We start from the raw sequence: 12,256 nt of genomic DNA, 5'->3' as shown, positions 1-12,256 counted from the left end.
GGCGGCAGTTCCGCCGCCATCCACCGGATTTGCCCGGCCGGTGAAGGTCCTCTGATCTGTCGCAACACCTAGTTTTAGGCGCGACTCCCTAGAGGCCTTAGAATCCCGGGCTGTTCCTAGCAAACCCCTCCTGGAGGAGTCATGAGCGATATCGAAGCACGTGTCAAGAAAATCATCGCCGAGCAACTCGGCGTGCCTGAGTCCGATGTGACCAACGAAAAGGCCTTCGTGGCCGACCTGGGCGCCGACTCGCTCGACACCGTGGAATTGGTGATGGCACTCGAAGACGAGTTCGGCATCGAAATCCCCGATGAAGAAGCCGAGAAGATCACCAGCGTTCAGCTGGCGATTGACTACGCCGTCAAGCACCAGAAGGCCTGAGCGCTGCGCGCTTGAGCCTTTGTTCAACTGAATTCCGTACCGCATGAGCCGTCGTCGCGTCGTAGTTACTGGACTTGGTCTGATCAGCCCCGTGGGAAACACGGTCGCTGAAGGCTGGGCCAACATCCTGGCCGGTCAGTCCGGCATTGATCGCATCACCCGTTTCGATCCGACAGCATTTGCCTGTCAGTTCGCCGGCGAGGTGAAGGGCTTCGATGTCGCCGACTACATGTCCAGCAAAGAGGCGCGGACCATGGACACCTTCATCCATTACGGATTGGCGGCGTCCATTCAAGCGGTGCGTGATGCCGGTCTGCCGACCGGCGATCAGTTGACGGAAGAACAGGCCGAGCGCATCGGCGTTCTCGTGGGTTCCGGCATCGGCGGCTTGCCGCTGATCGAAGAAACCCACGGTGAGTACGTTGCGCGCGGCCCGCGTCGGATTTCGCCGTTCTTTGTGCCGGCCTCGATCATCAACATGATCTCGGGCCATGTCTCGATCAAGTTCGGCTTTCAAGGCCCGAACTTGGCCATCGTGACGGCCTGCACCACGGGCTTGCATGCCATTGGTCAGGCCGGTCGCTTGATTGAATACGGCGATGCCGATGTGATGATTGCCGGCGGCGCGGAATCGACCGTGTCGCCCTTGGGTATCGGAGGCTTTGCCTCGGCGCGGGCGCTGTCCACGCGCAACGACGATCCCAAGACTGCTTCCCGACCCTGGGACAAGGACCGTGACGGCTTTGTGCTGGGTGAGGGCGGTGGTGTGCTGGTGCTCGAGGAGTACGAGCATGCCAAGAAGCGTGGCGCCAAGATCTACGCAGAGCTCTCGGGCTTTGGCATGGGTGCCGACGCGTATCACATGACCGCGCCCAATGTGGACGGTCCCAAACGGTCGATGCGAGCAGCGCTGCGCAACGCAGGCCTGAACGCCGATCAAGTGCAATACATGAACGCCCACGGCACTTCGACGCCGCTGGGTGATGTGAACGAAACGAACGCCATCAAGCTGGCCTTCGGTGACCACGCCAAGAAGCTGGTGGTCAGCTCGACCAAGTCCATGACCGGCCACCTGCTTGGTGGGGCGGGTGGCATCGAGTCGGTGTTCACGGTGCTGGCGGTGCACCACCAGGTGGCGCCGCCAACCATCAATATCTTCAACCAGGACCCCGAGTGTGACCTGGACTACTGCGCCAATGAGGCGCGGCAGATGAACATTGAGTACGCCGCCAAGAATAACTTTGGTTTCGGCGGCACCAATGGCACGCTGATCTTCAAGCGGATCTGAGTGGCCGGCGCCCGTTGACCTTACGGGCCTGAGCTGAACCAGCCGCCGCCGAGCTCAATATGAGCGCAGCCCAGCGACATGCGCCAGCCTTGCGGGTCGAGGTGGTTCCACAGCCAGCTTTGCAGCTGGCTGTGCTGTTTCTGGCAGAGCTTGCTGTTGCAGCCTTGCTCGCGGCCCTGTCCGCCCATCAAGCCGACCTCCATGGATTTGGCTTGGCTGCTGTGCCGCTTGCCGCGCTGCTGGCTTGGCGTGGCGCCCGCGTGCGCCCCCGACTCCTGTTGTGGGATGGGCAGTGTTGGCAATTGCAGTCGCTTGACGCGGCAGGCACCCTGCACGGTGCCGCGCAGGAAATTCAATTGCGTCCGGTATTCGATCTCGACCACTGGCTACTGCTGCGCGCCCGTCTCAAGGAACCCGCTGCACCCTGGTGGCGGCGCCTGCATCACTGGGCTCTGCCGGTTTACCTGCCTCTGAGTCGCCGGCGCCAGGCCAGTGTCTGGCCGGCCCTGCGGGCCACCTTGTTTGCTGGGCGAGCAGCTCACGGCGCGCCGCCCTGAGGCGCGGCAAACAGCACTTCCGCTGACAGCCTGCCGCTGCCGGGCTGTGACTTTCGCTAGGCCACCCGGGCGCCTGCCATCATCATGACGCGAGACCGATGCCGCCTTGTCGGCTGGGCGGAGACCTCATCGGCCGTATTCGCTTCGTCGTTCTTTGCATTCGCCCGCTCTTGAAATCACCACAGGCGGTCCCAAAATCGCGTGCTGTTGTTTCAGGTTCAACGCCTTGTTCGCGTTGGTCGGTTTTTCTCCAGTGAACACTACGAGTCCAACCATGCCCTCTCTGTCCTCCCTGTCTGCTGCACGTCCACTTCTGTCGCGCTGGTCGCGCGCTCTCTTGTCGGCCGGTGCCCTTTCCTTGAGTCTCAGCCTCTTGCCCGATGTCGGGCACGCGCAAGCGCGTGAGCTGCCTGATTTCACCGAGTTGGTCGAGAAGGTCGGCCCAGCAGTGGTGAACATCCGCACCTCTGAGCGTCTCAAGGCCAATGCCCAGGGCATGCCGGAGATGGACGAGCAGATGCTGGAATTCCTGCGTCGTTTCGGCATGCCGGCGCCGAACCAGCGCCGCGGTGCGCCGCGCGGAGGTGATAACAACGACGATGCGCCGCAGCGCCGCGGTGTCGGCTCGGGCTTTGTGCTCAGCGCCGATGGCTTTGTGATGACCAATGCCCATGTGGTGCAGGATGCCGACGAGGTCTACGTCACCCTGACGGACAAGCGCGAGTTCAAGGCCAAGCTGGTCGGCGCCGACCGCCGCACCGATGTGGCGGTGCTCAAGATTGAGGCCACCGGCTTGCCCGCGGTCAAAATCGGCGATGTCAGCCGCCTCAAGGTCGGCGAATGGGTCATGGCCATCGGCTCGCCCTTTGGCTTTGACAACAGCGTGACCGCCGGCATTGTCAGCGCCAAGGCGCGCGACACCGGTGATTTCCTGCCCTTCATTCAGACCGATGTGGCCATCAATCCGGGCAACTCGGGTGGCCCGCTGCTCAATATGCGCGGCGAGGTGGTCGGCATCAACTCGCAGATCTACAGCCAGTCGGGCGGCTTCATGGGCATCTCCTTCTCGATCCCGATCGATGAGGCCATCCGCGTGTCCGAGCAACTGCGCAGCCAGGGCAAGGTGGTGCGCGGCTTCATCGGCGTGACCTTGGAGGATGTGAGCAAGGATGTGGCCGAAGCCATCGGCCTAGGTAAACCGCACGGCGCCGTAATCCGCAGCGTGGTCGCGGGCGGCGCAGCCGACAAGGCCGGCATCGAGGGCGGTGATGTGATCACCAAGTTCGACGGCAAGACCATCGAGAAGGTCAGCGATCTGCGCCGTGTGGTGGCCGGGCTGAAGCCGAACAGCAAGGCCGTGGTCCAGGTCTTCCGCCGTGGCGCCTACAAGGACCTCAACATCACCGTCGCCGAGATGCCCAATGAAGAGGCGCGTGGCGTCGCCGGTGCCGATGGGGAAGGCAAGCCATCGGCTGGCCCCGCCAGCGCCCTGGGCTTGCAGTTGGGTGAGCTGAGCGAGGCGCAAAAGCGCGATCTCAAGCTCAAGACGGGCGTTCGTGTCGAGGCAGCCATTGGTGTGGCGGCGCGTGCAGGTCTGCGCGAGGGCGATGTCATCCTCTCGGTGGACAACAACGATGTCAGCAGCGTCAAGCAGGTTCAGGCGATATTGACCAAGCTCGAAAAGGCCAAGGTCATCAATTTGTTGGTTCGCCGCGGTGACTTGACCAGTTTCGTCTTGCTGCGCCCGGCGCGTTGAAGCCCGGCTGCTGAAGCCAGCATGGACCCGGTATGCCATAGCTGGCGGCCGGGTCTTTTCACATCATGGAAGGTTGCTGATCGCGGCGGGACAGGGCGGCCGTCGCCTGAAAATCGATTCCTTGCCCTGTCGGCTAGAATGGCGACCGCACAAGGGCAGTTTGTATTGGGCGATGAGCTCAATGTGGGGCTGCTGCAGGCAGTTGGCCGGCTTGTTCTGGTTTTTCAAATCCCCGAATAAGCCTGTGAATAAGTTGTGGATAAAATCCATGTTGGCGGGCCGCAACGACGGGCAGTCCGGTCGCGCCGCGGTTTCCAGTGAAGGCCTTTTGGCTACAATGGAAGCCCAACAAGCAGTTGCCATACCTTTTGTTGGAAGGCGCGTCACCGTTTCGACGTGCCTTTTTTTTAGCTTCAGCACGGCGCTTCGCGCCCCGATATCGCTACGCGATTGAGAGCTTGCGCTGCAACGGCCTCGCCGTTGTGCCCTAGGGCACGGCGCATTTAAGAACAGCATGAATCACATCCGCAATTTCTCCATCATCGCCCACATCGACCACGGCAAAAGCACCTTGGCAGACCGCATCATCCAGCGCTGTGGTGGCCTGTCGGATCGCGAAATGGAAGCGCAGGTGCTGGACTCGATGGACATCGAGCGCGAGCGCGGCATCACCATCAAGGCGCAGACGGCATCCCTGCAATACACGGCCAAGGACGGCAAGACCTACAACCTCAACCTGATCGACACGCCAGGGCATGTGGACTTCTCTTATGAAGTCAGCCGCTCGCTGTCGGCCTGCGAGGGTGCGCTGCTGGTGGTGGACGCCAGCCAGGGTGTGGAAGCACAGACCGTGGCCAACTGCTACACCGCGCTGGACCTGGGCGTGGAAGTGGTGCCGGTGCTGAACAAGATGGACCTGCCCAGCGCTGACCCGGACAACGCCAAGGCCGAGATCGAAGACGTGATCGGCATCGACGCCACCGACGCGATTCCCTGCAGTGCCAAGACCGGCATGGGCATCGACGAAATCATCGAGGCTGTGATCGCCCGCATGCCGCCGCCAAAGGGCGTGGTCGAGGCGCCGCTGCGCGCCATGATCATCGACAGCTGGTACGACGCCTATGTGGGCGTGGTCATGTTGGTGCGCGTGGTCGACGGCACTTTGAAGCGCGGCGAACGCATCCGCATGATGGCCTCCAACGCCATCTACCCGGCCGAGCATCTGGGCGTGTTTGCGCCCAAGTCCGAGAAGCGTGAGCAGCTCAATGCCGGCGAAGTGGGTTTCGTCATTGCCGGCATCAAGGAGCTGCAAGCGGCCAAGGTCGGCGACACCATCACCCTGGAAAAAAAGCTGCCCAACAACCTGGGCCCGGCCGAAGAGGCGCTGCCCGGCTTCAAGGAAATTCAGCCCCAGGTGTTTGCGGGCCTGTACCCGACCGAGGCCAGCGAATATGACCAGCTGCGCGATGCACTCGAGAAGCTCAAGCTCAACGACTCCTCGCTGCGCTATGAGCCGGAAGTCTCGCAGGCGTTGGGCTTCGGCTTCCGCTGCGGCTTCCTGGGCTTGCTGCACATGGAGATCGTGCAGGAGCGCCTGGAGCGCGAGTTCGATCAGGATCTGATCACCACGGCGCCCAGCGTGGTCTACGAGGTGCTGCTCAACGACGGCAAGGTGATCGAGGTCGAGAACCCGTCCAAGATGCCGGAGCTGGGCTTGCTGCAGGAGATCCGGGAGCCCATCGTCACGGTCCACCTCTACATGCCGCAGGACTATGTCGGCCCGGTGATGACGCTGGCCAACCAGAAGCGCGGCAACCAGATCAATATGGCCTACCACGGCCGCCAGGTCATGCTGACCTATGAGATGCCTCTGGCCGAGATCGTGCTGGACTTCTTCGACAAGCTGAAATCCGTCTCGCGCGGCTACGCGTCCATGGACTATGAGTTCAAGGAGTACCGCGCCTCCGATGTGGTCAAGGTCGACATCCTGATCAACGGCGACAAGGTCGATGCCTTGTCCATCATCGTCCACCGCGTGCAGAGCCAGTTCCGCGGCCGCGGTGTGGCGGCCAAGATGCGCGAGCACATCCCGCGTCAGATGTATGACGTGGTGATCCAGGCTGCCATCGGCTCCAACATCATCGCCCGCGAGAACATCAAGGCGATGCGCAAAAACGTGCTGGCAAAATGCTACGGCGGCGACATTTCCCGCAAGCGCAAGCTGCTCGAAAAGCAGAAGGCCGGCAAGAAGCGCATGAAGCAGATCGGCTCGGTTGAAGTGCCTCAGGAAGCCTTCCTGGCGATTCTGCAAGTTGACGACTAACCCCTCTCCAAACCCAAGTGATCGATTGATGAGTGCACTGACCGGAATTCTCTATGCGGCTCTCGTCGCTTACCTGGGTGGCTGGTACACCGGCTATTGGACTGGCAATTTTTCGCTGCTGCTGTTTGTCCTGACCTTGTTCACGCTGGCCTACTGGCTGGCCGAGCGCTTCCATTTCCAGCCCGCCCGTGCCCGCGCGGCGCAGGCCTTGCTGGAAGCCGACGCTCAGCGCCGTCAGGCCTTGGCCGCACAGGGCATCAGCCGCGTTGACGGGGATGTCGAGTCTGCGCGTCAGCAGATCCTGCAGCAGCCCTGGTGGCTCGATTGGACCGCCGGGCTGTTCCCGGTCATCCTGGCCGTGTTCGTGTTGCGCTCCTTCCTGTTCGAGCCGTTCAAGATCCCCTCGGGTTCGATGGTGCCGACCCTGCTCGTAGGCGACCTGATCCTGGTGAACAAGTTCCACTACGGCGTGCGCCTGCCGGTCATCAACAAGAAGATCATTTCCAACAACGAGGTCAAGCGTGGCGACGTGATGGTGTTCCGCTGGCCGGTGGACACCAGCATCGACTTCATCAAGCGTGTGGCGGCCGTGCCCGGTGATGAGGTCGCCTATCTGAACCAGAAGCTCTACGTCAACGGCAAGCCGACTGAAGTCCAGCCCCAGGGTGATTTCTACGACGAAAGCTCGATGACCTACCGTCCCCGCTTCCTGGAAAAGCTCGGCGAAAAGCAGCATCAGATGCTGGTCAATCCGCAGGCTCAGCCGGTGTTCCAGCCCAACCGTCCGGACGGCCCGTTCCCGTATCAGGATCAGTGCAAGTACACCATCGAAGGTGTGCGCTGCACCGTGCCGGCGGGCTACTACTACATGATCGGCGACAACCGCGACAACTCGGGCGACTCGCGTTTCTGGGGCTTTGTGCCCGATGAAAACATCGTCGGCCGGGCCTTCTTTGTTTGGATGAATTTCGGTAATCTCAAGCGCATCGGCCCCTTCAATTGAGGTCGATTCGGCCTGCGGGCACCGCCATCTTGGCTCAGCGTTTTGAAAATCAGGGAGAGGGTTTCTCGATGCGTCGTTCTCAGTCAAATCGTGGCCTGGCCCATGGGCGAGATCAGCGCCTGCAGCGCGGCCAACGTGGGGTCAGTCTGTTCGGCCTGTTGTTCTGGGCCGTTGTGCTGGCCTTCGGCGGCGTGGTGGTCGCGCGGGTGATTCCTACCGTGCTGGAGTTTTACACCATCCAGCGCGTCGTCGACCGGATCGCCGCCTCCAACCCGAGCACGGTGCCCGCCGTGCGCGCGGCATTCGAAACCGCGCAGCAGGTCGAGTACTCCATGGTCAGCATCCGCAGCCAGGACCTGGTGGTCAGCAAAGAGAACGACAAGCTGCAGATCAGTTTTGCCTACGACAAGCAGGTCGACCTGGCCGGCCCGGTTTACTTGCTGATCAAGTACGAAGGCAAGTCGCGTTGAAGTCGGCCTTGGCCCGGCTGATATCTGCGACCCAAGCCTTTCCAACACGCACCGGCCACAGCTTCGCATGAACGCGCCACTACAAGCCCTGCAGCAGCGCCTGGGGCATCGCTTTGCTCGCCCCGAGTTGCTGAGCCGCGCCATCACACATCGCAGCTTCAGCAGCGATCATTACGAGCGCCTGGAGTTCCTCGGCGACGCGGTGCTCAGCTTGGCCGTGTCCAGCCTCTTGTACGAGCGCTATGCCGGCTCGGACGAGGGTGACCTGACCCGCATCCGCGCCCATCTGGTGCGCGAGGACAGCCTGCACCGCTTGGCCCTGGACCTGGGCTTGCCTGCCGTGCTGCGTCTATCCGACGGTGAGGCCAAGGGCGGCGGCGCACAGCGCCCGTCCATCCTGGCCGATGCGCTCGAAGCCATCATCGGCGCGACCTTTGTCGACGCGGGCTATCCGGCCGCGCTCGAGGTGGTGCGCAAGATGCTCGGCGATTTGCTGGCCGGCGCAGCCACCGACCGCTGGGCCAAGGACGCCAAGACGGCGCTGCAGGAAATGCTGCAGGCGCGCCGTTTGCCGGTGCCCAATTACCGCATCACCGACACGCGCGGCCAGGCCCATGCCCAGACCTTCGAGGTCGAGTGCGCCGTGCCTGCGCTGAGTCTGGCCACGCGCGGCGAGGGTCGTTCCCGCCGCATCGCCGAACAAGAAGCCGCCCGTCGCCTGCTCGACGAACTGATTGCCCTCGACAAGCCAAGTTCTGGCTTGCGCGAAAAGGAGCGGCCGCGCGCCGACACCCCATGACCCACACCCCCACCACGCCGGACGACGCTTCGCCCGAAGGCTCCGCTGCTGCTTCTGGCTCTGCTTCTGCTCCCGTGCCGGCCCCTGTCGTGACCTATGCGCTGCCGCCCATTCCCGCGGCAGGCTCGGGCGCGACCTCCTTGTCGCCCGAGGCCGCTGCTGCCAGTGCCAACAACGGCAAGATGGCCGATGGCACGCCGCAGCGCTGCGGCCTGATCGCCATCGTCGGCCGGCCCAATGTCGGCAAATCCACCCTGCTCAACGCCCTGGTCGGCCAGAAGGTCAGCATCACCTCGGACAAGGCGCAGACCACGCGCCACCGCATCACCGGCATGCGCACCGTGGACGAGGCGCAGTTCGTGTTCGTGGACACGCCCGGCTTCCAGATGAAGTACAACGCGGCGCTCAACCGCAACCTGAATCGCACCGTGCACGGCGTGCTCGGTGACGTGGATCTGGTGCTTTATGTGCTGGAAGCGGGCCGTTTCGGCCTGGACGATGCCAAGGTGCTGTCCCTGCTGCCGCAGGACAAGCCTGTGGTGATGATCGCCAACAAGCTCGATGCCGTGCAGCGCCGTGCCGACTTGGCCCCCTGGCTCAAGAGCATGCAGGAGCGTCGCAACTTCAGCGAGTTTGTGCCCCTCTCGGCCAAGAAGGACGCCGATGTCCAGCGCCTCTTCAAGATCCTCAAGCCCTACCTGCCCGAGCAGGGCTGGTTCTACGACGGCGACGCGCTGACCGACCGCAGCGAGAAGTTCCTGGCCAGCGAAATCATCCGCGAGAAGCTGTTCCGCCTGACCGGCGACGAGCTGCCCTACACCTCGACCGTGATCATCGACAAATGGGAAGACGAGGGCGAGTTGCGCCGCATCTCGGCCTCCATCGTCGTCGAGCGCGATGCCCACAAGGGCATGATCATCGGCCAGGGTGGCGAGCGCCTCAAGCGCATCGGCTCCGAGGCACGCCAGGAGCTGGAGCATCTGATGGATGGCCGCGTCTTCCTGGAACTCTGGGTCAAGGTGCGTTCGGGCTGGGCCGACAGCGAAGAACATTTGCGCACCTACGGCTACGAGTGAATGCGCGCTGCCGTCGCCTTCGCTGATGGCTCGTAGCACTCGCACGCCTGCGGTTCAGCAGGCCTTTGTCCTGCACCAGTACGACTGGAGCGAGTCCAGCCTCATCCTGGACCTCTTCACCCGCGAGCAAGGGCGCCTCGCTGTCGTGGCCAAGGGCGCCAAGCGGCCGTACTCGCAGCTGCGCGCGGTGCTGCTGCCGTTTCAGCGCATCCAGGTGACCCTGTCCAAACCGGCCAAGTCCACGGATGGCCACCCGGCCGAGGTCGTCACCCTGCGTGCGGCCGAATGGGCCGGAGGCAGTACCTTGCCCGCCGGTGCCGCACTGTTTTCGGGTTACTACCTCAACGAGCTGCTGCTCAAGCTGCTGGCCCGCCAGGATGCGCACCCCCAGCTTTTTGATGCTTATGCCCAGACCCTGCCGCAGCTGCATGCCAACGAGGATGCGCAGTCGCAGGCGGCGCTGCGGGCATTCGAGCTGCGTCTGCTGGTGGAAACAGGCCTGCTGCCCGACCTCAGCGTCGTGACGTTGACGCAGGCTGCGCTCCAGCTGGAGCGCAGCTATGGTCTGACTGCCGAAGCCGGCGTGCAGCCTGCGCCGACCGAGGCGGGCGGCCTCGAGGGCGCTACCCTGATCCATTTGCAGGCCGCGCTGTTGCACGGCAGCATGGCCGCGCTGCAGCAGGCCTGCGCCCCGGTCTTGCCGCAGCTCAAGTCAACGCTGCGCGGCCTGCTTCACTATCATCTGGGCGGCAAGCCCTTGCGCACCCGCCAGGTGATGCTGGATGTGCAGAAATTGCTGGACTGACCCGCACACCGTCTGCCTTGCCGGACTGTAGAAAAGAAGAACGCCATGAACCCATTGCTCGCGCCCGAAGCCTCTGCCGCCTACTCACACGGGCAGCGTTGCGTCCTCTCGGTCAATGTCAACAAGGTGGCCTTGTTGCGCAACACCCGCCATCTGGGCATCCCCAGCGTGCTGCGCGCGGCCGAGGCTTGCCTGCTGGCCGGCGCCCAGGGCATCACCGTGCATCCGCGCCCCGACGAGCGCCACGTCCGCCCGGCCGATGTGCGCGAGCTGGCCGCGCTGATGAAGCAATGGCCGCATGCCGAGTACAACATCGAGGGCAACCCGACCCAGAACCTGATGGACTATGTGCGTGAGCTGCGCCCGCACCAGGTGACCTTTGTGCCCGACAGCGAGGACCAGTTCACTTCCGACCACGGCTGGAACCTGCCGGCCGATCATGATCGCTTGGCGCCGCTGATTGCGGAATGCCAGAGCCTGGGCGTGCGCGTCAGCCTCTTCATGGACCCGCTGCCTGAGGCCATGGCCCAGGTGGCCGCGCTGGGCGCCGAGCGCATCGAGCTCTACACCGAGACTTTCGCCAGCGCCTTTGGCACCGCCCGCGAGGTCGAGGTGCTGGCCGGCTTCACCCGCACGGCCGAGGCCGCTTTGGCCGTCGGCCTGGGCATCAACGCCGGCCATGACCTCAACCGCGACAACCTGAGCGTGTTCTTGCGCGCCGTGCCCGGCGTGCAGGAGGTGTCCATCGGCCACGCCTTGATTGCCGACGCCTTGGAGCTGGGTTACACCGAAACTGTTCGCGAGTACCAGCGCTGCATCCAGCGCGCTTACTCGCCCTGATTTACGCGCCCTGAACACCGATATGAGCACGAAGCCCGCTTTTCTCGATCTGCGCCCGGCCCAGCCCGACGACGCCTTGCGCATCGCAGCCCTGGCGCGCTGGGTCTGGCTGGACCGTTATGCCGCCGAGGGCGGCGTCAACAGCACGGTGGCCGAGTACCTGAAGCGCGATTTCGATGAACAACTGCTGCGCCAGTCCGTCGATCTGAACCGTCACTGGGTGATTGAGCGCGGCGACACCTTGCTGGCCTGGGCCCACCTCGACGACAGCGCGGTCTGCCCGGTGGCCGTGGCGGGCCCCGCGGTGGAGCTCAAGCGCCTCTACGTGGCGCCACACAGCCAGAGCCAAGGCCTGGGCTTGAAGCTGCTGCACCAGGCGCGCCAGTCCTGGCCCGAGCGTTCGCTCTGGCTCAGCGCCTGGGTCGGCAACGAAGGCGCTTTGCGCTTTTACCGCCGCGAGGGCGCCAGCCTCTGGGGCGAGGCCTGGTTTGAGCTGGGCGGCCAGCAGCACCGCAACGAGTTGCTGGGCTGGGCACCGCTGGAGCCCGAGGCGTGATTTACGGCATCGGCACCGATGTCTGCGACATCCGCCGCATGCGCGAGACCCTGGCGCGGCGCGGCGAGCGCTTCGCGGAAAAAGTGCTGGGTCCGCGAGAGCTGGAGGTCTTTCGCGCACGCCGTGCCCGCGCCGAGAGCCGGGGCCTGAGTTTTCTGGCCACCCGATTTTCTGCCAAGGAGGCCTTCTCCAAAGCGATCGGTCTGGGCATGCGCATGCCCATGAACTGGCGCGATTGCGAGATCCTCAACGCGCCCAGCGGCAAGCCCGAGATCCGCTTGCATGGCGAGCTGGCCCGCTGGTTTGAAGCTCAGGGCCTGCGCGCCCAGGTCAGCGTCAGCGACGAAACCGATTACGCGACCAGCTTTGTGGTGGTCGAAACCCTGGCCTGAAAGCCCTAGA

At 63.7% G+C, this 12,256-nt stretch carries 14 protein-coding genes; 13 read left to right on the top strand and 1 reads right to left on the bottom strand.

Annotated features, from left to right (window positions below; genetic code table 11):
- Positions 1 to 141 precede the first annotated feature (141 nt).
- Entirely contained in the window at positions 142 to 381 is a 240-nt protein-coding gene (gene acpP, locus LNV28_RS22120; RefSeq protein ID WP_102767677.1) for an acyl carrier protein, read from the top strand.
- Positions 382 to 424: 43 nt separating this feature from the next.
- Positions 425 to 1,669 (top strand): beta-ketoacyl-ACP synthase II, encoded by a 1,245-nt coding sequence (gene fabF / locus LNV28_RS22115; protein WP_263520313.1) that lies wholly within the window; start codon positions 425 to 427, stop codon positions 1,667 to 1,669.
- A 20-nt stretch (positions 1,670 to 1,689) separates the two neighbouring features.
- Here fabF and LNV28_RS22110 read toward each other — a convergent pair whose 3' ends face one another.
- Positions 1,690 to 2,025, bottom strand: coding sequence for a hypothetical protein (locus LNV28_RS22110; protein ID WP_263520312.1), 336 nt, complete (start codon positions 2,023 to 2,025; stop codon positions 1,690 to 1,692).
- Between LNV28_RS22110 and LNV28_RS22105 the strand changes: the two genes are divergently transcribed.
- The 11 genes from LNV28_RS22105 (at position 2,026) to acpS (ending at position 12,246) form a co-directional block, all read left to right on the top strand.
- Entirely contained in the window at positions 2,026 to 2,226 is a 201-nt protein-coding gene (locus tag LNV28_RS22105) for a hypothetical protein (RefSeq protein WP_263520311.1), read from the top strand.
- Positions 2,227 to 2,500: 274 nt separating this feature from the next.
- Positions 2,501 to 3,982, top strand: coding sequence for a DegQ family serine endoprotease (locus LNV28_RS22100; protein ID WP_263520310.1), 1,482 nt, complete (start codon positions 2,501 to 2,503; stop codon positions 3,980 to 3,982).
- 514 nt (positions 3,983 to 4,496) lie between these two features.
- On the top strand, positions 4,497 to 6,305 hold the full coding sequence (lepA, locus tag LNV28_RS22095) for a translation elongation factor 4 (RefSeq protein WP_263520309.1): 1,809 nt from the start codon (positions 4,497 to 4,499) through the stop codon (positions 6,303 to 6,305).
- Positions 6,306 to 6,333: 28 nt separating this feature from the next.
- Complete coding sequence (gene lepB / locus LNV28_RS22090) at positions 6,334 to 7,308, top strand: signal peptidase I (protein ID WP_263520308.1); 975 nt, start codon at positions 6,334 to 6,336, stop codon at positions 7,306 to 7,308.
- Between the two features lie 68 nt (positions 7,309 to 7,376).
- The gene (locus LNV28_RS22085; protein WP_263520307.1) at positions 7,377 to 7,778 is read left to right on the top strand and encodes a DUF4845 domain-containing protein; all 402 of its coding nucleotides are present in this window, start codon (positions 7,377 to 7,379) and stop codon (positions 7,776 to 7,778) included.
- A 67-nt stretch (positions 7,779 to 7,845) separates the two neighbouring features.
- Complete coding sequence (gene rnc / locus LNV28_RS22080) at positions 7,846 to 8,577, top strand: ribonuclease III (protein ID WP_263520306.1); 732 nt, start codon at positions 7,846 to 7,848, stop codon at positions 8,575 to 8,577.
- Entirely contained in the window at positions 8,574 to 9,653 is a 1,080-nt protein-coding gene (gene era, locus LNV28_RS22075; protein ID WP_411970012.1) for a GTPase Era, read from the top strand. Before rnc ends, era begins: the two co-directional genes overlap by 4 nt.
- A gap of 25 nt (positions 9,654 to 9,678) precedes the next feature.
- Positions 9,679 to 10,458 carry a DNA repair protein RecO gene (gene recO, locus LNV28_RS22070; protein WP_263520305.1) on the top strand — a complete coding sequence of 260 codons (780 nt, stop codon included), beginning with the start codon at positions 9,679 to 9,681 and terminating at the stop codon, positions 10,456 to 10,458.
- 45 nt (positions 10,459 to 10,503) lie between these two features.
- Positions 10,504 to 11,298: a pyridoxine 5'-phosphate synthase gene (locus tag LNV28_RS22065; RefSeq protein WP_263520304.1), complete on the top strand. Its 795-nt coding sequence runs from the start codon at positions 10,504 to 10,506 to the stop codon at positions 11,296 to 11,298.
- A gap of 22 nt (positions 11,299 to 11,320) precedes the next feature.
- Positions 11,321 to 11,854, top strand: a complete 534-nt coding sequence (locus LNV28_RS22060; protein WP_263520303.1) for a GNAT family N-acetyltransferase — start codon at positions 11,321 to 11,323, stop codon at positions 11,852 to 11,854.
- Positions 11,851 to 12,246, top strand: coding sequence for a holo-ACP synthase (acpS, locus tag LNV28_RS22055; protein WP_263520302.1), 396 nt, complete (start codon positions 11,851 to 11,853; stop codon positions 12,244 to 12,246). Before LNV28_RS22060 ends, acpS begins: the two co-directional genes overlap by 4 nt.
- Positions 12,247 to 12,256 lie beyond the last annotated feature (10 nt).

Origin of the sequence: Paucibacter sp. DJ2R-2 (genome assembly GCF_025717675.1) — a bacterium.
Lineage (GTDB): Bacteria > Pseudomonadota > Gammaproteobacteria > Burkholderiales > Burkholderiaceae_C > Paucibacter_A.
The sequence above is the reverse complement of the archived record's forward strand: the minus strand, read 5'-3'. Positions and strand labels throughout refer to the sequence as shown.

Coding starts and splice junctions, on each gene's coding strand:
- LNV28_RS22065 (WP_263520304.1), top strand. CDS start 10,504: ATGAACCCATTGCTCGCGCCCGAAGCCTCTGCCGCCTACTCACACGGG.
- LNV28_RS22060 (WP_263520303.1), top strand. CDS start 11,321: ATGAGCACGAAGCCCGCTTTTCTCGATCTGCGCCCGGCCCAGCCCGAC.
- LNV28_RS22085 (WP_263520307.1), top strand. CDS start 7,377: ATGCGTCGTTCTCAGTCAAATCGTGGCCTGGCCCATGGGCGAGATCAG.
- LNV28_RS22100 (WP_263520310.1), top strand. CDS start 2,501: ATGCCCTCTCTGTCCTCCCTGTCTGCTGCACGTCCACTTCTGTCGCGC.
- acpP (WP_102767677.1), top strand. CDS start 142: ATGAGCGATATCGAAGCACGTGTCAAGAAAATCATCGCCGAGCAACTC.
- rnc (WP_263520306.1), top strand. CDS start 7,846: ATGAACGCGCCACTACAAGCCCTGCAGCAGCGCCTGGGGCATCGCTTT.
- fabF (WP_263520313.1), top strand. CDS start 425: ATGAGCCGTCGTCGCGTCGTAGTTACTGGACTTGGTCTGATCAGCCCC.
- era (WP_411970012.1), top strand. CDS start 8,574: ATGACCCACACCCCCACCACGCCGGACGACGCTTCGCCCGAAGGCTCC.
- recO (WP_263520305.1), top strand. CDS start 9,679: ATGGCTCGTAGCACTCGCACGCCTGCGGTTCAGCAGGCCTTTGTCCTG.
- lepB (WP_263520308.1), top strand. CDS start 6,334: ATGAGTGCACTGACCGGAATTCTCTATGCGGCTCTCGTCGCTTACCTG.
- lepA (WP_263520309.1), top strand. CDS start 4,497: ATGAATCACATCCGCAATTTCTCCATCATCGCCCACATCGACCACGGC.